This is a genomic window from Bradyrhizobium sp. Rc3b, from assembly GCF_900114915.1.
Taxonomy (GTDB): domain Bacteria; phylum Pseudomonadota; class Alphaproteobacteria; order Rhizobiales; family Xanthobacteraceae; genus Bradyrhizobium.
This window is the reverse complement of record NZ_FOUS01000001.1, coordinates 584723-603716: the sequence shown is the minus strand read 5'-3', so window position 1 is coordinate 603716 and position 18994 is coordinate 584723. Positions and strand designations below refer to the sequence as shown.

Annotated in this window: 19 protein-coding genes, 1 tRNA gene and 1 riboswitch; of the genes, 8 read left to right on the top strand and 12 right to left on the bottom strand. The window is 65.0% G+C overall.

What is annotated here, in order from left to right; translation table 11 throughout:
- Window positions 1-97 precede the first annotated feature (97 nt).
- Together BM190_RS02780 and BM190_RS02775 are read right to left on the bottom strand one after the other, a co-directional pair.
- Window positions 98-679: a helix-turn-helix domain-containing protein gene (locus BM190_RS02780; RefSeq protein WP_092251714.1), complete on the bottom strand. Its 582-nt coding sequence runs from the start codon at window positions 677-679 to the stop codon at window positions 98-100.
- Between the two features lie 184 nt (window positions 680-863).
- Window positions 864-937, bottom strand: a tRNA-Gly gene (locus BM190_RS02775).
- Window positions 938-1112: 175 nt separating this feature from the next.
- On the opposite strand from BM190_RS02775, the gene BM190_RS02770 reads away from it, so the two are divergent.
- The 6 genes from BM190_RS02770 to BM190_RS02745 all read left to right on the top strand — a co-directional run bounded on the left by BM190_RS02770 (window position 1113) and on the right by BM190_RS02745 (window position 4871).
- Window positions 1113-1691 (top strand): methylated-DNA--[protein]-cysteine S-methyltransferase, encoded by a 579-nt coding sequence (locus BM190_RS02770; RefSeq protein ID WP_092251977.1) that lies wholly within the window; start codon window positions 1113-1115, stop codon window positions 1689-1691.
- Between the two features lie 91 nt (window positions 1692-1782).
- Window positions 1783-2622: a helix-turn-helix transcriptional regulator gene (locus BM190_RS02765; protein ID WP_092251713.1), complete on the top strand. Its 840-nt coding sequence runs from the start codon at window positions 1783-1785 to the stop codon at window positions 2620-2622.
- Window positions 2623-2752: 130 nt separating this feature from the next.
- Window positions 2753-3112, top strand: a complete 360-nt coding sequence (locus BM190_RS02760) for a hypothetical protein (protein ID WP_018320847.1) — start codon at window positions 2753-2755, stop codon at window positions 3110-3112.
- A gap of 204 nt (window positions 3113-3316) precedes the next feature.
- Complete coding sequence (locus BM190_RS02755) at window positions 3317-3676, top strand: VOC family protein (protein WP_026202432.1); 360 nt, start codon at window positions 3317-3319, stop codon at window positions 3674-3676.
- Window positions 3677-3841: 165 nt separating this feature from the next.
- Entirely contained in the window at window positions 3842-4243 is a 402-nt protein-coding gene (locus BM190_RS02750) for an SRPBCC family protein (RefSeq protein ID WP_092251712.1), read from the top strand.
- A 124-nt stretch (window positions 4244-4367) separates the two neighbouring features.
- A complete protein-coding gene (locus tag BM190_RS02745) occupies window positions 4368-4871 on the top strand; it encodes a hypothetical protein (protein ID WP_092251711.1) in 504 nt (167 codons plus the stop codon).
- Here the strand turns inward: BM190_RS02745 and BM190_RS02740 are convergent.
- The 4 genes from BM190_RS02740 to BM190_RS02725 all read right to left on the bottom strand — a co-directional run bounded on the left by BM190_RS02740 (window position 4868) and on the right by BM190_RS02725 (window position 9341).
- The gene (locus BM190_RS02740; RefSeq protein ID WP_092251710.1) at window positions 4868-6313 is read right to left on the bottom strand and encodes an MATE family efflux transporter; all 1446 of its coding nucleotides are present in this window, start codon (window positions 6311-6313) and stop codon (window positions 4868-4870) included. The genes BM190_RS02745 and BM190_RS02740 overlap by 4 nt on opposite strands.
- A 233-nt stretch (window positions 6314-6546) precedes the next feature.
- Entirely contained in the window at window positions 6547-7599 is a 1053-nt protein-coding gene (locus BM190_RS02735) for a hypothetical protein (protein WP_092251709.1), read from the bottom strand.
- A 107-nt stretch (window positions 7600-7706) separates the two neighbouring features.
- On the bottom strand, window positions 7707-8126 hold the full coding sequence (locus BM190_RS02730; protein WP_092251708.1) for a PAS domain S-box protein: 420 nt from the start codon (window positions 8124-8126) through the stop codon (window positions 7707-7709).
- 108 nt (window positions 8127-8234) lie between these two features.
- Window positions 8235-9341, bottom strand: coding sequence for a 2'-deoxycytidine 5'-triphosphate deaminase (locus tag BM190_RS02725; protein ID WP_092251707.1), 1107 nt, complete (start codon window positions 9339-9341; stop codon window positions 8235-8237).
- Window positions 9342-9449: 108 nt separating this feature from the next.
- Window positions 9450-9529, top strand: a riboswitch (SAM riboswitch).
- Between the two features lie 74 nt (window positions 9530-9603).
- On the opposite strand from BM190_RS02725, the gene BM190_RS02720 reads away from it, so the two are divergent.
- Window positions 9604-10791 carry an O-succinylhomoserine sulfhydrylase gene (locus tag BM190_RS02720; protein WP_143108999.1) on the top strand — a complete coding sequence of 396 codons (1188 nt, stop codon included), beginning with the start codon at window positions 9604-9606 and terminating at the stop codon, window positions 10789-10791.
- 120 nt (window positions 10792-10911) lie between these two features.
- On the opposite strand, the gene BM190_RS02715 is transcribed toward BM190_RS02720, so the two are convergent.
- The 3 genes from BM190_RS02715 to BM190_RS02705 are packed head-to-tail and all read right to left on the bottom strand — an operon-like array spanning window position 10912 to window position 14006.
- Window positions 10912-11904, bottom strand: coding sequence for an SGNH/GDSL hydrolase family protein (locus BM190_RS02715; protein ID WP_092251706.1), 993 nt, complete (start codon window positions 11902-11904; stop codon window positions 10912-10914).
- 12 nt (window positions 11905-11916) lie between these two features.
- A complete protein-coding gene (locus tag BM190_RS02710; RefSeq protein ID WP_092251705.1) occupies window positions 11917-12696 on the bottom strand; it encodes an SGNH/GDSL hydrolase family protein in 780 nt (259 codons plus the stop codon).
- Complete coding sequence (locus tag BM190_RS02705) at window positions 12696-14006, bottom strand: OpgC domain-containing protein (RefSeq protein ID WP_092251704.1); 1311 nt, start codon at window positions 14004-14006, stop codon at window positions 12696-12698. Before BM190_RS02705 ends, BM190_RS02710 begins: the two co-directional genes overlap by 1 nt.
- Before the next feature lie 179 nt (window positions 14007-14185).
- Between BM190_RS02705 and apaG the strand changes: the two genes are divergently transcribed.
- Window positions 14186-14578, top strand: coding sequence for a Co2+/Mg2+ efflux facilitator ApaG/CorD (gene apaG, locus BM190_RS02700; protein WP_026202434.1), 393 nt, complete (start codon window positions 14186-14188; stop codon window positions 14576-14578).
- A gap of 1007 nt (window positions 14579-15585) precedes the next feature.
- Here apaG and BM190_RS02690 read toward each other — a convergent pair.
- From BM190_RS02690 to BM190_RS02680, 3 genes are all read right to left on the bottom strand, one after another.
- A complete protein-coding gene (locus BM190_RS02690) occupies window positions 15586-16593 on the bottom strand; it encodes an Hsp33 family molecular chaperone (protein ID WP_092251703.1) in 1008 nt (335 codons plus the stop codon).
- A 267-nt stretch (window positions 16594-16860) separates the two neighbouring features.
- A complete protein-coding gene (gene argF / locus BM190_RS02685) occupies window positions 16861-17784 on the bottom strand; it encodes an ornithine carbamoyltransferase (protein ID WP_091965841.1) in 924 nt (307 codons plus the stop codon).
- Window positions 17784-18992 carry an aspartate aminotransferase family protein gene (locus tag BM190_RS02680; RefSeq protein ID WP_092251702.1) on the bottom strand — a complete coding sequence of 403 codons (1209 nt, stop codon included), beginning with the start codon at window positions 18990-18992 and terminating at the stop codon, window positions 17784-17786. The genes argF and BM190_RS02680 overlap by 1 nt, the downstream gene beginning before the upstream one ends.
- Between the last annotated feature and the right edge of the window lie 2 nt (window positions 18993-18994).

Here is an 18994-nt window from a genome sequence, read left to right as displayed (position 1 = left end):
CCGTGAGCTCCTGGGTCGGCAAACAGGTCCAAGCGCTCCCGCAACCGGCCTGAGCATTGACGGACCTGTCGACAGGCCTGACAGGCCTGCTCTGATCTCACATCTTCCCGTAGGAGGCGCCGCGCCGCGTGATGATGACGTAGCGCGCGTCCTGCCTGGTTTCGTTCTCGAAGATCACCGCGCGCATCACGTCGAAATCCAGGCAATCGCCTTCGCGCAGCCGCACCGCCTTGGCATCGATGTGCACGGCGATCGCACCCTCCAGCATCAGCAGTTGCTGGGTAAAGGCGTTGCGGCCCCAGGGGCTGTACGGCACCCGCGCGCCGGCCGGCAGATCGACGACGATGATCTCGATGCCGCTCGCCGCATCCGTCGGCGAGGCGTGCCGCCTTCGATAGCCGCTGTCGGGATCGCGCCAGTGCGGCTGGTCGGCAAGCCGCACCAGCCGCTCCGGCGGCTTCTCGGCGAGCGCGACGACATCGCTGAGCGACACGTCGAGCGCCGCGCAGAGTCGTCCCAGCAGCGCAGCCGTCGCGCTGCTCTGCGCCCGCTCCACCCGCCCGATCATGGCGCGGCTGACGCCGGAGCGCGCGGCGAGCTCGTTCAAGGTCATGCCGGCCTGCGTCCTCAGCGTCTTCAAGCGGCGACCTATCGCGCGGTCGAGTTTCTGCTGGTCCATTTTTTCCGGTCTTGGCCCTCATCCGAACATGGCCCGGTACAAGGACCACAAGCCGCCAGGCGAGAGCAGCTTAGGGCGAGTAAGCAGTCAACGCCGGGAGCGAGGAGCTAAGATATTGGAATCTCATGCACCGCGAATGCACGCATTGTCAGGTTGTCGAACGGGCATTTCAATCGGGGAAACTTGGAGCGGGCGAAGGGAATCGAACCCTCGTATGCAGCTTGGGAAGCTGCCGTTCTACCATTGAACTACGCCCGCTTATGCGCGGCTTGCGCGCCCATCCTGATTAGCCGAGACGGCGCCTCCCGCCAAGCGGTTTGGCGCAGCCAGCCGGCCGGTTATTAACGTCTTGGCAAGATTTTGGGTGCGTCGGATTGTGGCGGTGTTATGATCGCGTGTCTGGGGAGAGACGTGCACTGAGTGGGGCGTGTGCATGGTGGGGCGTGGCTACGCGATATTCGACACGGCGATCGGACGCTGCGGCATCATCTGGAGCGACACCGGCGTGGTGGCCGTGCAGTTGCCGGAGGCGCGGGAGATCGACACCCGCCGCCGCATTTTTGCGATCCATCCCGAGGCGCGCGAGCAGCGCCCTTCCAACAATGCCGAGCTTGCGATCGAGGGCATCGTGAGCCTGCTGCAGGGCAATGATCCCGATTTTTCCGAGGTCAGCCTGGATGCCGGCGGGGTGCCCGGCTTCAACCGCCGCGTCTATGAGTTCGCCTGCTCCATTCCGCGCGGGGAGACGCGTACCTATCACGAGGTCGCCAAGGCGCTGGGGGCTTCAGGCGCGGCACATTCGGTGGCACAGGCCATCGCCAAAAATCCCTACATGCTGATCGTGCCCTGCCACCGGGTACTGGAGGCCGGCAATTACACCGACCGGCTCTCGCCGTATGGCGGGGTTATCTCCAAGCGGCGGCTGCTGGCGCTCGAGGGCGCCCAACCGGTCGCCAGCAAGACGCTGTTCGAGGTGCTGCTCCCCGTTGCTCCGCCGCGCGCGCCCAGCTAGGGCGCGATCATGGTCGCACCCTAGCTTTTTTGGGCATGATCTTGTCGGACAACCGCTACACACTTGTCCGGATCATGCCTAGATAGGCGGGATGGACGCGACCACACTGCTGACGTCACAATCGATGATCGTTTCCGAGTTTCGCTGCGACGCGGGACCGGACGACACGCCATTTGCCGAATGCCGCACCGGGCATTCCATTGCCTATGTCCGCTCGGGCAGCTTCGGCTGCCATTGCCGCGCCGGCTTCTTCGATCTGGTGGCGGGCTCGATGCTGGTCGGCGCGCCCGGCGAGGAATACACCTGCACGCATGAGCATGTCAGCGGCGATGTCTGCCTGTCGTTCTTCCTCAGCGCGGACATGGTCGATGCCCTCGGCGGGAGGCGCGAGATCTGGCAGGTCGGTGCCACGCCGCCGCTGCCCGAATTGATGGTGCTGGGCGAGCTCGCCCAGACGGCGGCAGATGGCAACAGCGATATCGGCCTCGACGAAGTCGGCCAGATCCTGGCCGGCCGTTTTATCGACGTCGTTTCGGGCAGGGCGCGCAAGCCGGCCACCCCCACCGCCCGCGACCGCCGCCGCGCGGTCGAGGCAGCGCTGTGGATCGACGACAACTCGCATGCCGAGGTCGATCTCGAACAGGCCGCCAAGCAGGCGGGCCTCAGCCCGTTCCATTTCCTGCGGCTGTTCTCGAGCGTGCTCGGAGTCACCCCGCATCAATATCTGGTGCGCTCGCGGCTGCGGCACGCCGCGCGGCTGCTCACCGATGACGACATCGCGGTCACCGACGTCGCCTATGACGTCGGCTTCGGCGATCTCTCCAACTTCGTCCGCACCTTCCACCGCGCTGCCGGCGTATCGCCGACCAAGTTTCGCCAGGCCTCGCGCGGGGAGCGCAGCGTCTTCGCTGAACGCCTCGTCCTCAACTGAGACAGGTCGGCGGAATGGCGGGGTAATAGTCTGTTGACCAGACGGGCGCGTCGTACTGGGCTTACGGCACGCCGCGCGATATTACAACCAAAGAGCGAATCAACGCTCTTTGAGTGCGGCGACCCGGCAGATGAACAGTGCCCCGAGTGACGTGATTGCGGCCACACTGATCGCGCTTGCCGTCGGCCTCGCTTTCATCGCCGGCTGTGCCGTCTATTATGGCCGCCAGATCACCTCGCGCAGGATTCCGATGCAATGGGGCACCGACGGTCAGCCGGCCTGGTTTGCACCACGCCTCATCGGGCTCTGGTTCAGCTTCGGCGTCACGGCCGCCCTCTCCGCGTTCCTGCTCGTCCTCGCCCTTCATGACCCGCAGAAGCTCACGGCCCTGATCGTCGCAACGGTCAGCGTGATCGGAACGAACATGTGGGTTCACGTCTATCACCTGAAACGGGTGATCCGGTGGCAGTCGGAGGTGCCGGCGAGCTAAAGCGCGATGCGATGAGGATGAATCGTCATCGCGCTTTAGTCTATTGTTTGAGCATGATCTTTTCGGAAACCGCTGCGCACTTTTCCGGATCATGCTTTAGCCGGCTACCGAGCGCAAGATTCTCCAAGAGTCGCCCGCCTCACCCCGACTAGGGTTGTCTCCGGCGCGCGCCATTTTCGGCGCGCTTTGCAAATGGAGACGATCATGTACGACCACATCGGACTTCGCGTTGCCGATCTCGACGCCGCCACGCGCTTCTATACCGCGGTGCTGGCGCCGCTCGGTTACGTCCTGTGCTCCAGCGGCGACGGCTATGCCGGCTTCGGGCCGAAGGGCGAGCCGGCGCTGTGGCTGCACCTGAACAAGGGCCGCAAGGCTGACGGCGCACACATTGCGTTCCGCGCCGGGAATCATGACGCGGTCAAGGCGTTCCACAGCGAAGGCCTGAAGAGCGGCGGCCGCGACAATGGCGGCGCCGGGCCGCGCAAGGATTACAGCCCGACCTATTACGCGGCGTTCCTGATCGACCCTGATGGCAACAATGTCGAGGCGGTCTGTGTGTAGAAGCCGCCGCGCACGAGCACTCGTAGGTGGGCAAAACGACTTGTGCGACGTAGTTCGAAGAGCGAAGGCGGAAGCGTGCCCACCAACTGTCCCCGTCAATCCAAATGGTGGGCACTGCGCTACGCGCCTTTGCCCGCCCTACAAAACTGCTTTTGAGGAAACTCCATGGCCTCCATCCACAACGACATCTCCATCAATGCCCCGGCGCGCGACGTCTGGGATGCGGTGCGCGATTTCGGCGCGCTGCATGAACGGCTGGCGCCCGGCTTCGTCACCGCCTGCACGCTCGACGGCGATGCGCGTATCGTCACCTTCGCCAACGGTTCGGTGGCGCGCGAAGTGCTGGTCGATTGCGACGACGCGCGGCGGCGCCTCGTCTATGCCATCAACAACGAGCGGCTGAAGCATTACAGCGCCTCGGTGCAGGTGATCGCCGACGGCGAGCGGAGAAGCCGCCTGCTGTGGATCATCGACATGCTGCCGAACGAGCTTGCAGCCTACGTCCAGGACCAGACCAAGGACGCCGTCGTTGCGATACATAAAGCGTTCCCGCCCGCTGCAGCCTAGCGGCGGCCCACGCGGCTCTGTGAGTTTTTTCACAGAGCTCCGCCCTCGTCAGCCGTAACCATCGCGGCGTGCGTCCGGTTGGCTCCGCTCTCCCGGCGGCGCCGCGAGACGCGAGGAGCATACCATGCGAGGTGCGGACAAGGTGATTTGCCAGGCGGCCGCCGTGCTGCTGCTGTTTTCAGTCGCGAGCTCGCCGGCGAAGGCGCAGTTCTTCGGCGGCGGAGGTGCCGGCGGCGAGGACATGATGACCCAGATGGCCCCGATGCTGGAGATGATGAAGGCGAAGATGGGCAAGCGCCGCTTCGCCATGATGATGCAGACCATGGGCCCAATGATGGGCCGCATGATGGAGAATGGCGGCGGAGGGCTTGGTGGCATGATGGGCGGCGGCGGCCTCGGTGGCCTCGGCGGCGGCAATCTCGGCGGCGGCTTCGGCGCAACCAATTACGGCGGCTACACCCCGATGGCTGGCGGCACCATGCCGGCCGGTTATGGCGGCGTTGGTGGCGGCGACGTCATGGGCATGCTCGGTGGTGCCGGAGGCGGCGACATGATGGCGATGATCCCGCAATTGATGCGGCTCGCCAATGTCGGCGGTGGCGGCTATCGCCGCCACAAACATCGCTAGTCGGCAGCGCCCGAGAGAGCCGGCCTGATCGCAGCCTTGCTCGCGCGCGGGTCCCAACGCGTCAGCACCACGCTGGAGAATGAGAGCAGGCCGAGCACGACCATCGAGCTCGCGGCCAGCCAGAAAAAGCTCTGTGCGGTGGCTTCGTGCGTCGACAGCCACCAGCCGGCCGCCGAGATGTAGATCAGCCGCGCCGTCTGCGCCAGCACCGGCCCGATCACCTTGGCCGCGCCTTGCGATGAGAAATACATCGTCGTGGCAATGCCGAAAAAGGCGTAGAACGGTCCGACCGTCGAGAGATATTGATGGCTCGCCGCGCGCACGGCCGCGCTATCGGTGAAGATGTTGATCCAGAGATCGGGGAACATCGCAACGACGCATGCCGGCGCGCCGACGGCCACGAAGGCGGCAGCACTGGCGATCCAGGCGACGCGCCGTGCGCGCGCGATGTTGCCTGCGCCGATTGCCATGCCTACCATCGGCACGCAGGCGATGCCGAACGAGAACGCGATCGAGGTCAGCAGGAATTCCAGCCGCGCGCCGATGCCGTAGCCGGCGAGGATCGTGGTGCCGAACTTCGCCAGCATGTGGGTGAAGATCGAGATCGTCAGCACCGATTGCAGCGGCGAGAAGCAGGCGATCGCGCCGACCTTCAGGATGTCGAAAAACATCGCCCACTGAATGCGCAGGCCACGCAGCTTTGGTGTAACCCGGGCGCGGCCGGAGAACAGGTACCAGCCCATGATGCAGATATTCATGGAATAGGCGATCAGCGCGCCGGCCGCGACGCCGCGCATGCCGAACTGCGGCACCGGCCCGAGCCCAAGGCCCAGCGTGCCGCCGAGCACGATCTGCCAGGCCGCCGAATTGAGGATCAGGAACGACGGCAGCTTCATGTTGCCGGTGCCACGCAGCACGCCCGCCATGGTGTTGAGCAGCCAGGGCAGCACGGCGCCGCCGAAAAATACCTGCGTGTAGGCGACCGCATGAGTCAGCACATCGCCGCGGCCACCAAGCATTTCCAGCACCCGCGGCCCGAAGATCAGCATGCCCAGCATGAAGACGAGACCGAAGCTGATGCCGATCAGGATCGCATGCATGGCAAGCGTGCCGGCACGCTCGCGATCGCCGGCACCGAGCGCGCGTGCAATGGCGGACGCGACCGCACCGCCCATGGCGCCGCCCGACATCGTCATGGTCAGAATGATTGTCGGAAACACCAGCGCCATCGCCGCCAGCGCCTCGACGCCGAGCCGGCCGATATAGGAGGTCTCCGCGATCACCGTACAGGTGCCGGCAGAGAGCGCGATCACGTTGGGCCATGCGAGGGAGAGCAGCGTGCGCAGAATCGGCCCGTCTACAAGCGCGCTTCGCACCGGCCGCGGGGGCGGCGGCAGCGGACGCTCTTGCTCATCGACCGGGATTTCGGCGATGTCGGACATGTCCTCTCCGGGGCACGGGGCGCCATTTGCGGCGCGGCAATGCGTAGCTGTGCCAATTATTTTCTTCGCGCAGAAGGCGCGGCGAGAGGCTTGTTAGCACGGCCCGCCGCGATTTCTCCTGCGCCAGCTGCAGGCGTGCCCTGCGGCAGCGCATTTCAGCCCGTGAAATTGCGCCTGTTGTTCTCCCTCTCCCCGCACGCGGGGAGAGGCGAAGCGCGCGGCGGCGCCATCGCCTATTCCACGGTCCAGACCAGCGGCGGACGGCCGCCAGCAGCAGTGCGCATGTGGACGCCGATGTGCCGCCCGCATCCCGCAGCCAGGCCTTCGAACAATCCCTCCAGGACCTTGGCGCAGGCGCCGTGATAGTCGGCAACGTCGTCCATCAGCTTCCAGCTCTGCTGGCGGATTTCGAACGTGCCTTCGGATTGCGAGGTCTCGGCCGTGTCATCCTGCGCCGCGAACAGCGCGTTCAGGAACGACGCGAATTCGTTTGCCCCGCCGCGGCTCATCGCCAGCGCGGCGGCGACTTCGTCGAAATATTGCATGCCGATCAGCTTGCCGGTGAGGTGCAGCAGATAGCCGGCGTCTTCCGGGCCAAACAGCTGCACCATCACGGGCGCCGCCGTGCGCACATATTCCATCGCGTAATTGCGATAGGCTTTTTCGAGGCGCGGTTTCGGCCAGCTCGCAACCGGCAAAGCCGGCGCAGTCTTCGCATCGAACAGCGGCGCTTCGAGGTGGCGCGCGAACACCAGGCGCTGATCAAGTTCTAGCGGATGATCGTATTGGCAATAATAGCCTTCCAGCCCATCCTGGCCGTCGACGCTCTGCTTGGTGCAGACGAAGCCGAGCCTGAGATCGCCGAGCGCAACGCCATTATTGGCGTGCCATCCCCGCAGCATCGCGCGGGAGACCTCGCCCGGCACGCCGCAGATCGCCGTGCCTTTCCAGATCCAGCGCGGCGGCGGATAGCGGATCCAGGCCTTGGCGTCGCTCTCATACATGTATTCGACGTGCACGCCGCCGATCCAGTTGGAGAGATAGTGATATTGCGCGGCCGCCACCGCCGGCGGCAGATGATCGATCCCGAGCTTCCTAAGCCCCGGCAGGAAGCGCTCCTGCTGCTGGCGGCGGAATACGCGGAAGACGAACTCCGCTGCATCCGCAGTGCCGCGCCGCGTGACGACGGTGAGGATGAGGCCGGTGAAATAGGCGTGGTAGAGGTCGGCGACCGCCCGCCAGCGCTTCCATTGGGCTTCCTGCGCTGCGTCAGCTGCGGCGGTCATTCGTTTCGCTCCCGATCGTTGTTGCGATCGAGTGTGTCACCGCGCCTTCCGGCAGGCAACATGACGCCCGTGCAGAGCGCCCTGCGCGGCCACCCGTCAATTCCGCATCACGAAGTTTGCTGCGGTGGCGTCTTGGCCGCGCGCTCTCGCTCGACCCGTTCGGTGACATCGCGCGCCATCGCGACCGATCCCAGGACGGTGCCGCCGAAATCCCGCACCAGTGCGAACGTCATCTCGATGTAGAGCTTGCGCCCGCTCTTGTGCAGCGCGCGGGTCAGGGTCGGCCTGCCCGCAAGCTTCATGCTGCCGCTGGCCAGCGCAGCTTCAAAGCCCTTCCAGTGCGCGGCGCGCAGATGCTCGGGAATGATCAGGTCGAGATTCTGGCCGAGCGCTTCCGTCGCGGAGAAGCCGAACAGCGCCGCCGCTGCACGGTTCCACCGCATGATCGTGCCGGAGCGATCCGAATAGATCAGCGCATCCGCGACGTCGTTGAGGATGTTTGCGTCGACCTCGGATTGATCGGTCATGTCACCACCTCGTGTGGACTGTAGCCCGGATGGAGCGAAGCGTAATCCGGGATCGTGCCACAAGCGAGGGTGTCCCGGATTGCGCTTCGCTCCATCCGGGCTACGGAATTACACCCGAAAATGCTTGCTCAGCTTCAGGCCCTGGGCCTGGTAGTTCGAGCCGATGCGCTGGCCGTACATCGCGTCGGGACGGGCCAGCATCTTCTCGTAGACGAGGCGGCCGACGATCTGGCCGTGCTCGAGGATGAACGGCACTTCGCGCGAGCGCACTTCCAGCACGGCGCGCGCGCCTTGCCCGCCCGCGCCGGCATAGCCGAAGCCGGGATCGAAGAATCCGGCATAGTGCACGCGGAATTCGCCGACCAGCGGATCGAACGGCACCATCTCTGCGGCGTAATCGGGCGGCACCTGCACGGCTTCCTTGGACGCCAGGATGTAGAACTCGCCGGGATCGAGGATCAGGCTGCCGTCGGGGCGGGCCGAGATCGGCTCCCAGAAATCTTCCACCGCGTAGCCGGAGCGACGATCGACGTCGACGACGCCGGTGTGGCGCTTGGCGCGGTAGCCGACGAAGCCGTTTGCCTTCTCGCCGGAGAGATCGACGGAGACGGCGACGCCGCCCGAGAGATCAGCATCGTCGATGTCGACGAGGCGCTCGGTCGCATGCAGGCCATCGAGCTCGTCGGCGTTGAGGATGGCGTCACCGGTGCGGAAGCGCACCTGCGACAGACGCGAGCCCTCGCTGACCAGCACCGGAAACGTCTTCGGGCTGATCTCGGCATAGAGCGGGCCGTGATAGCCGGCGCCGATCATGTCGAAGCGGCGGGTGCCGTCGGCGATGACGCGGGTGAAGACGTCGAGCCGGCCGGTCGAGCTCTTCGGGTTCGCCGCCGCGACGATCTCCGGCGGCAGCGCGAGGCTCTCCAGCAGCGGCACGATGTAGACGCAGTTGGTCTCCAGCACGGCGCCGTCGGCGAGGCTGAACTCGTGCAGCTTCAATTCGTCGATGCGCTCGGCGACGGTGGCGCCGGGACCGGGCAGGAAGCTGGCGCGGACGCGATAGGCAATGTCGCCGAGACGCAGATCAAGGCTCGCCGGCTGGATCTGGCTCTCGACGAAGTCATAGGCGGGCAGGATGAGCCCCGCCGCCGCCATCGCCGCGATCATGCGGTCGGGCAGGATACCATTGGCGTCGGGCGCAACCGTGAACGTCAACCGGGGGTCCTCATGGGGTCAGATGCATCCGGACATGCCGGAAATACAAGTCTTTTACGGCTATCCGATGGACGCCTTGACGGAAAGGGCATTGCGGAATATGAGCATCACTTATCCCGTGGTGATTTGAGCCGGCCGGCTTGCAGCCACGTTAAATAAGTCGCTAAACAGGCCGGGGACCTCTGTGATCCCGGCCCGTGGATATATCCAGGCCGGTTTTTTTGTGACCGTTTTCGACGAGACGGTCATGTCGGAGGTACCTATGTCGAAGTCGACCACCAACTACCGTCCCGAAACCCGCCTGGTCCATTCCGGCACCCTGCGCTCGCAATATGGCGAGACGTCGGAGGCGCTGTTCCTGACCCAGGGCTACGTCTACGACAGCGCCGAGGAGTGCGAGGCGCGGTTCAAGGGCGAGGATCCCGGCTTCATCTATTCGCGCTACTCCAATCCCACCATCGCGATGTTCGAGCGCCGCATGATCGAGCTCGAAGGCGCCGAAGCCGCACGCTCGGCGGCGACCGGCATGGCCGCGGTGACGACGGCGATCCTGGCGCCACTCAAGGCCGGCGACCACGTGGTGGCCTCGCGCGCCCTGTTCGGCTCGTGCCTCTACGTCGTCCAGGACCTGCTGCCGCGCTACGGCATCGAGACCACGCTGGTCGACGGAGCCAATCTCGATGAATGGCAACGCGCGGTGAAGCCCAACACCAAGACGTTCTTCCTGGAGAGCCCGACCAACCCGACGCTGGACGTGCTCGACATTCCCGGGATTGCCGAGATCGCGCACAAGGGCGGCGCGCGACTCGTCGTCGACAACGTGTTCGCGACCCCGATCTGGCAGAGCCCGCTCGCGCTCGGGGCCGACGTCGTGGTCTATTCCGCGACCAAGCATATCGACGGCCAGGGGCGCTGCCTCGGCGGCATCATCCTGTCGTCGGAAGCCTTCATCGCCGAGCACATCCACAATTTCATGCGCCAGACCGGTCCGTCGATCTCGCCGTTCAACGCCTGGGTCCTGCTCAAGGGCCTGGAGACGCTGGGCGTGCGCGTGCGCGCGCAGACCGATACCGCCGCGCGCATCGCCGACGTGCTGGCGAGCCATCCGAAGATCTCGCGACTGGTTTTCCCGGGCCGCGCCGATCATCCGCAGGCAGCATTGGTGAAAAAGCAGATGCGCGGCGGCTCGACGCTGGTCGGCTTCGAGGTGAAGGGCGGCAAGGCCGCGGCGTTCCGCGTGCTCAATGAATTGAAGCTGGCGAAGATCTCCAACAATCTCGGCGACGCCAAGAGCCTCGTCACGCATCCGGCGACCACGACGCATCAGCGTCTGAAGCCGGAGGACCGCGCCGCGCTCGGCATCAGCGAAGGGTTCATCCGCTTCTCGGCAGGGCTGGAGCATGCCGACGACCTGATCGAGGATCTGACTGCGGCGCTGGAGAAGGCGTGAGGCGAAGCGAGATCTCGTAGGGTGGGCAAAGCGAAAGCGTGCCCACGTCTTCTTCCTTCGTATCACTGAACGATGGTGGGCACGGCGCTTTGCGCCTTTGCCCACCCTACGGCAGCGTGCCTACATCGGCCGATACGTTCTTACGTCCGCGGGCACGTTCACGCCCAGCTTGATCTGCCCCACCGAGCGGATGATGTCGTCGCCGAGCAGCTGGGCGAAGCAGGCATAGCCCCAATCGTTCATGTGCAGGCCGTCGGCGATGACGAAGCTCTCGACCGGAATCGACTGGTTCTCGTGCCAGTCGCGCATCACCTCGAAGCGCGGGAAGATGCCGACGTGACGGAGCTCGGCGACCTTGCCGAGCAGCTTCACCATCTTGCCGGCGCTTTCGCCGCGCTGGTTGACGGCCGGCGAATATTGCGGATCGACCAGCACGATGTCGGCGCCGCCGGCGGCCTGGATGCGGCTGATGCCGTCCTCGACCAGTTTGGCGGTGTCGCCGGGATCGAGATTGCGCAGCACCGCGTTGGTGCCGACCTGCCAGATCACGAGATCCGGATGCACGTCGATCACCTGGGTCTGGAGGCGCTTCATCATCTCGGGCGCATCCTCGCCGCCGACGCCGGCATTGACGACGGTGATGTCGGCGGTCGGATAGTGTCGGCGCAGCTGGGCGGCGAGACGGTTCGGATAGTTGAACTCCGGCGAGCTCGCGCCGAATCCTGCGGTCGACGACGAGCCGAACGCGACGATGAGGACGGGCTGGCCGGCGACGAGCTTGCCCGCGACATGTGGCAGCGAGCCCATCGCCTTCGAGCCGCCCTTCGGCGGCAGGCAGGGCACGCGGTTGAAGACGTCGCCGGCGGATTTGGCGACCTGCTTCACCTTGTCGATGGCGCGCGCGGTGATGCCGCGCTGCTCGGGCGAGGTCACGGCAACGGTGGTCTGGGACGGCGAAGCGGGAGCGGGATCAGCCGACTGCGCCGGTGCTTGTGTCGCCTGCGCGGCTTGGGTCTGCGCATGGGACTGCGGGGCCGGCGCCAGCAACAAAAGCACTGCTGCTGCAGGCGCGGTCAGCCATGCCGTCAGGCAAAAAGGGCGGAGAGAACTCATTAACGCTAGACCTCAATTTTGCTGCTGGGCCGGCTCCAGATGGGCTGCGTCGATCACGAACTGTGCCAACGCCCGGCCAAGGCAATCATGAACCTGCTTCGCCAGTTCGGGCCCGCGGGACGGGCTGAACAGGTCGAACTGACCCTGATCATTCCACTGCCGCATGATCGTGAAACGATCGAACAGCGGAATATCATGCTCCTGCGCCACGACGCGCATATTATCGAGAAACGGTTGGGCCGAGATCATCGTTTCGGTACGCGGGCTGTACTGCAAATTCATCAAGACGACGTCGGCCCCTGCCTTTTGCAACGCAACAACCCCCTCGGTGACGGCGCTGCGAAATTCGTCGGGATCGATGGATCGGATGGCATCCACGGTCCCGGTCTGCCAGACGACCAAAGTAGGGGTTTTTGCTTCCATCAACTTAACGAAGGTCGAGGCGGCCTCCTCCGCCGTTCGCTTGCTCTGTATTTCTACGGAGACGTGCACCGCTTCCGACGGCGGCAGCTTTTCCTTCAGAATCGCTTCCATACGCGCCGGATAGGAGCTGCCCTCCGAGGACGGAATCGTGGTCGAGCGGCTGCCGACGACCAGGATTTCGAGCGGCTTGCCGGCCTTGACGGCCTCGGCGACCTTGGGAAGCTGGCTTTCGCTGGTAAGCAGATAAGACGGCAATTCGCACGCCGCGGGCGCGGTGGCAGCGCCAGGCGCAGCATCGCCCGCGCGCGCCACAGGCGCGGCGAGGCTACCGCATAGCAGGACCAGGCTCAGGAGAACCTTCGCCTTCATCAGCCCCCTCCCGCCAGATCGGCGTTGCCGACGGCGTTTTTGGTTTTCGCACCGCTCTTGTCAGCCACGCGCTTGTACCACGAAATCACCCAGGCCACGCCCCACATGATCAGGACCCCGGAGAGACTAATCAGCGCATGCATGGCCGCGCCGCCGGAGACTTCGGCGAGAATGAAATGCCCGGCGAAGGCCAGGAAGACGCCGAGGCAGAAGATCTCGAGAGAATGCTGGCCACATAGAATCAATGGTCGTAGCCAGCGCGATTTCAAGCCCGGCCAATCCCGGGGTAGGAAGCGTACGGTGAGCGCGGCCAGCGCCAGGAAATGCGTGAAGCGCAGCACGTCGAGATCGGTCTTGTCGATCGGATACATCCACTTCTCGACCCGCTTCGGCATGAATTGGGAGAGCTGCGGCACGTACCAGGTCAGCGTCACGTAGAACGCCGCGGCGAGGTATGCGATCGCGATCCACATTGTCACGGGCGAAGCCAGGATACGCGACATCCGTCGCGCACCTCCGAGCGCGCACCATGCACCGAAGACGAACAGCAATTGCCAGGCGAAGGGATTGAAGGCCCAGAAGCCGTTAGGATAGGCCGACAGGTAAAGATCGTATTCCCAGGTGACCGCGTAGAGCGCGACCGAGAGGCCGAGCGTGACGTCGGGGCGCCATTTCATCGACCACAGGATCAGCGGCAGCGCCAGCATCAGCACGATGTAGAGCGGCAGCACGTCCATATTGACGGGGCGGAAACGCAGCAGCAGCGCCTGCACGATGGTGACGTCGGGCTGCTTGAGGAAGTCCATGATGCCCATCTCTTCGGTGTAGAGCGGGTTCTCGAACCTGGTCGCGACATAGGAGATTTCGGCGAGGAAGATCGTGAACAGGAAGACGTGGGCGACGTAGATCTGCCAGACCCGGCGCAGAATGCGCGCGGTGGCGATGACGACGCCGCTCTCCAGCATCGCCCTTCCGTAGACGAAGGCGGCGGTGTAGCCGGAGATGAAGATGAAGATCTCGGTGGCGTCGCTGAAGCCGTAATTGCGGATCGTGAACCAGGTCAGCAGGCTCGGCGGCAGATGGTCGATGAAGATCAGCCACAGCGCCAGCCCGCGAAACAGGTCGAGCCGGAGCTCGCGCTCGCCGATGGCAGGCAGCGTGATGGCCGGCACGGTCGCGCGCGGCTTCGCCCCCGCGGGCTTGCTGTCCCCAGGAGTGCTGTCTACAGACTTGCTGTCTACAGGCTTGGCATCTGCAGGCTTGGCGGTTCCCGCGATCGTCGATCCCGTCACATGGTCGGCAATGGTCATCGGGGCCTAGAAACCCTTCCGCAAATCGCGACGTTGAGGAGTGTATCGGTCCGGTCGTCATCTCGCAAAGCGGCCGGATCACGTCCAGGTGTCATTCCCCTCGAATTCTGGCGGGACGATGTCGCCAAAGCCGACTCGGGCGTTTGGTTCCAGCGCCGGATTTCGGTATGATAGCAACCATGTACCGCGCCGTGACCCGCCAGATCGAAGTGACAGTCGAGCCGAACTTTGTTCCGGAGCAGTCGTCGGCCGACCGCTCCCGCTACTTCTGGTCCTACACCATCGTCATCGTCAATTCGGGCGAGGAGACCGTGCAGCTCAAGACGCGGCACTGGATCATCACCGATGCCTCCGGGCGCCAGCAGGAGGTGAAGGGCGAGGGCGTGGTCGGCGAGCAGCCGATCCTGGCCCCCGGCGAGCGCTTCGAATACACCTCCGGCGTCCCGCTCTCGACCGCCTCCGGCTTCATGACCGGCCGCTACCAGATGGTCACCGAAAGCGGCGAGCGCTTCGAGATCGACGTGCCGGCGTTTTCGCTGGATAGCCCGGACAATAAGAGGGTGTTGAATTAGGGCCTCGCTCTCGTGTCCCGGACGCGCTGCGGCACGTAGTGACGCTGCGCAGCGTCCGGGGCACGAGATCGGAGGGGCGCACGCATTGCGATGCTCCGATGCAGATCCCAGCGGCGCTGCCGTAGGGTGGGCAAAGGCGCATAGCGCCGTGCCCACGATCTCTCTTCATAAGCGACAAGGCGTGGGCACGCTGCGCTTTGCCCACCCTACGATATCGAGTTTGTGGCACGCAGCTCAGCTCACGGACATGCCTCTTCGGCCTCGCGGCTTCATTCGCCCGAGCTTTGCTTGGTCTCGCTGCCCTCTAATCCAAGAGGGCGCAGGGAAGGCCGGGTGCCGGCTCGCACCCGCGGTCCGCTGCGCGAAATGCACACGCAGGAAGAACCGCACAGCAGCATACAGGTGGTGCCGATCACTCGGCCTTCCCTGCGCGATGGCTGGACGGCTTATGCCGTGATCTCCCGGGAGCCGACCATTCCTTCTGGCCCTCCCTCGCCCCGCGAATTTGGATGATGCAGTCTGCCCGGTTGGGCTCGCTCGCACCTTCGCGAGGACTTGACCGTAGCAACGACGGCCAGGACCACACGGTTTTGCCGTACGCGCGGCCCGCCATTTCGCCGCAGTTTTTCCAGCCCTGTCGACGAAGCCGGAAACTTACAGACGAGACGAAGCTAACAGCGCCGCTCATCCGCACGAAGCCTCGGGCTCACAGGGACTACCCGCCCTGCCCGCACCTCTCGTGCCGACGCTGCCGCGTCCACCGCAAGCCCGGCTCGCGACAGTGACGACCACATAGTCGCCCCTCTTGGGTGAGCCGGGATGGACGACACATACGCCGAAACCGAATTTCGGTAAAGTGGAATATTTTTAGCGAAGCGGATTGACAGAGCGCGACACAGGGCAGGCGCCGTAGGGTGGGCAAAGCGAAGCGTGCCCACGTCTTTCGCCGCCGTCGAGCGCTCGTGGGCACGGCGCAAGTAGGCCTTTGCCCACCCTACGAGAGCTCGCTACGCGCCTTCGACGCCCGCCTCGTCCGGCGTGAAATCATACACCGAGCTGCAGAACTCGCAGGTGACGACGACCTTGTCGTCCTTGACCATGGCGGCGCGGTCGTCGGGCGAGAAGCTCTTCAGCATCGCGGCGACCGCATCGCGCGAGCAGGAGCATTGCGCCTTGAGGACCATCGGATTGAACACGCGCACGCCGCGCTCGTGAAACAGGCGGAACAGCAGCCGCTCGCCGGAGAGCTCGGGATCAATCAGCTCGACGTCCTCGACGGTCTCGATCAGCGAACGCGCCTCGACCCAGGCGTCGTCTTCGGCAACGCTGTGCACCTCGACGCCATCGGGGGCATCGCCGGGATGCAGATCGGCCTGCCGCGCGCGCTCCGCCGCCTTGGGCAGAAACTGCATCAGCATGCCGCCGGCGCGCCAGCGATGCTTGCCGCCGTCGTTGGAGCGCCACTCCTCGCCGACCGCGAGGCGCACGCGCGTCGGGATCTGCTCGGAGCGCAGGAAATATTCGTGGGCGGCATCTTCCAGGCTGCCACCGTCGAGCGCGACCAGACCCTGATAGCGGCTCATGTCGGGGCCCTGGTCGATGGTCATGGCGAGATGACCGCGGCCGAGCAGCGTGCCGGAATCCCTGATATCGCCGAGACGCGCGGCATCGAAGCGCGCATAGGCGCGCAGGCGATCCGGCGCCATGTAGTCGACGACCAAAAACGACACCGGGCCGTCGGTCTGGGCCTGCAGGATGAAGCGCCCCTCGAATTTCAGCGCCGAGCCGAGCAGGGTCGTCAGCACGATGGCCTCGCCAAGCAGCTTGCCGACCGGCGCCGGGTAATCGTGCTTGGTCAGGATCTCGTCGAGCGCCGGGCCAAGCCGCACCAGGCGCCCGCGCACGTCGAGCGCGTCGACCTCGTAGGGCAACACCGCGTCATCGATCGGAACCGCTGATGGCGCGCGAACCGGGCCTTCGGGGCCGGCTTTCATCTGAGGGGATTGGGAAACCATGGGGCGTTATCTGGGGTCGGAGGGTGGGAAATGGAAGGGGCGCGGGGTGGTGGGTTCGGGGGCGATAAGGTTGCACAACGTTGCGGCAAATTCGATGTCGTCCCCGACAAGCGTAAGCGCAGCTCCGGGGCCCATAACCACAGGATGCGGTTTGGCGAAGACCGCTCGCCTCCGCCAGCCCGCCACAAGAGAGATTCCGCGGTATGGGTCCCTGCGTTCGCAGGGACGACAGTTGTGTGTGAGGCGGCCGTCGGGCTTGCAGCGCCCTTACTTCACCGCATCGAAGCACCAGGCCAGGATGCCCTTCTGCGCGTGCAGGCGGTTTTCGGCCTCGTCGAACACGACCGATTGCGGACCGTCGATCACGTCATCGGTGACCTCCTCGCCGCGATGGGCGGGCAGGCAGTGCATGAACAGCGCATCGGGCTTGGCCAGCGACATCAGCTTGCCGTTGACCTGATAGGGCTTGAGCACGTTGTGGCGGTGCTCGCCTTCCTTGTCGCCCATCGACACCCAGGTGTCGGTGACGACACAGTCGGCGCCGCGCACGGCGGCTTCCGGATCGGTGCCGAGCATGATCGGCGCGCCGGTCGCCTTGATGAAGTCGCGCATCGCTTTTTTCGGCGCGAGCTCCGGCGGCGTTGCGACATTGAGCTGGAACTTGAAGCGCTCGGCGGCGTGAGCCCAGGACGCCAGCACGTTGTTGTCGTCGCCGGTCCAGGCCACCGTCTTGCCCTCGATCGGGCCGCGATGCTCCTCATAGGTCATGAGGTCGGCCATCACCTGGCAGGGATGCGAGCGCCGTGTCAGGCCGTTGATGACGGGCACGGTGGCGTTGGCCGCAAGCTCCAGCAGCGCGTCATGGTTGAGAATACGGATCATGATGGCATCGACATAGCGCGACAGCACGCGCGCGGTGTCGGCGATGGTCTCGCCGCGGCCGAGCTGCATCTCGGCACCGGTGAGCATGATGGGCTCGCCGCCGAGCTGACGCATCGCGACGTCGAACGACACGCGTGTCCGGGTCGACGGGCGCTCGAAAATCATCGCCAGCGTCTTGCCTTCGAGCGGCCTGACCGGCTGCTGCGCCTTCTGCTTCGCCTTCATGGCGGAGGACGCCGCGAGCATGGTCTTGAGCTCCGACAGCGGCAGCTCGTTGATATCGAGGAAGTGCTTCGGGGACTTGCTCATCAGCTTGCCGCCCGCTTGGTCTGGCTGGACGAGATTGCGACGCAGGCGCGCTCGAGCCGCCCGACGCTGTCCTCGATCTCGGCTTCGGTCACGATCAGCGGCGGCAGGAAACGCACGACATTGTCGCCGGCCCCGACCGTGAGCAGTTTTTCGTTACGCAGTGCCGCGACGAGATCGCCGGAGGGCACCACGGCCTTGATGCCGATCAGGAGGCCCTCGCCGCGCACTTCGCTGACGACATCGCCATGACGGTCGATCACGGAAGCAAGCTTCTGCTTCAGCAGCAGCGACATCTTCTTCACGTGGTCGAAGAAGCCGGGCTTGAGCATGACGTCGAGCACCGCATTGGCCGCGGAGATCGCCAGCGGATTGCCGCCGAAGGTCGAGCCGTGCGAGCCGGGTCCCATGCCGGCTGCCGCATCCGCAGTCGCCAGCACTGCGCCGATCGGGAAGCCGCCGCCGAGCGCCTTCGCCAGCGACATCACGTCAGGGGTGACGCCGGTGCGCCGATAAGCGAACAGATCGCCGGCGCGGCCCATGCCGGTCTGCACTTCGTCGAAGGCGAGCAGCAGGCCCTTCTCGTCGCAAAGCTGGCGCAACGCCTTGAGGAAGGTCGGCGTTGCCGAGCGCACGCCGCCCTCGCCCTGGATCGGCTCGATCAGGATGCCGGCAGTGTGCGGGCCGATCGCCTTCTTGACGGCCTCGATATCGCCATGCGGCACCTGGTCGAAGCCTTCCATGGGCGGACCGAAGCCTTCGAGATATTTTGCAGAGCCGGTCGCGGCGAGCGTTGCCAGCGTACGGCCGTGGAAGGCGCCTTCGAAGGTGACGATGCGATAACGTTCCGGATGGCCCTTGGAGAAGTGATGATGGCGGACCAGCTTGATCACGCCCTCCAGCGCTTCGGCGCCCGAATTGCAGAAGAACACAAAGTCGGCAAAGCTCTCGTTGCAAAGCCGGTCCGCGAGCTTCTCGCCGTCCGGGCTCTGGAACAGGTTCGACATGTGCCAGAGCTTCGTCGCCTGCTCCTGCAGCGCCTTGATCAGATGCGGGTGGCAATGGCCGAGCGCATTCACAGCCACGCCCGAGGTGAAATCGAGATAGCGATCGCCATTGGTCGCGATCAGCCAGCAGCCTTCGCCGCGCTCGAAGCCGAGGTCGGCTCTGGCGAAAACGGGGAGCAAATGCGGCGCTGCGCTGTTAGTCATGA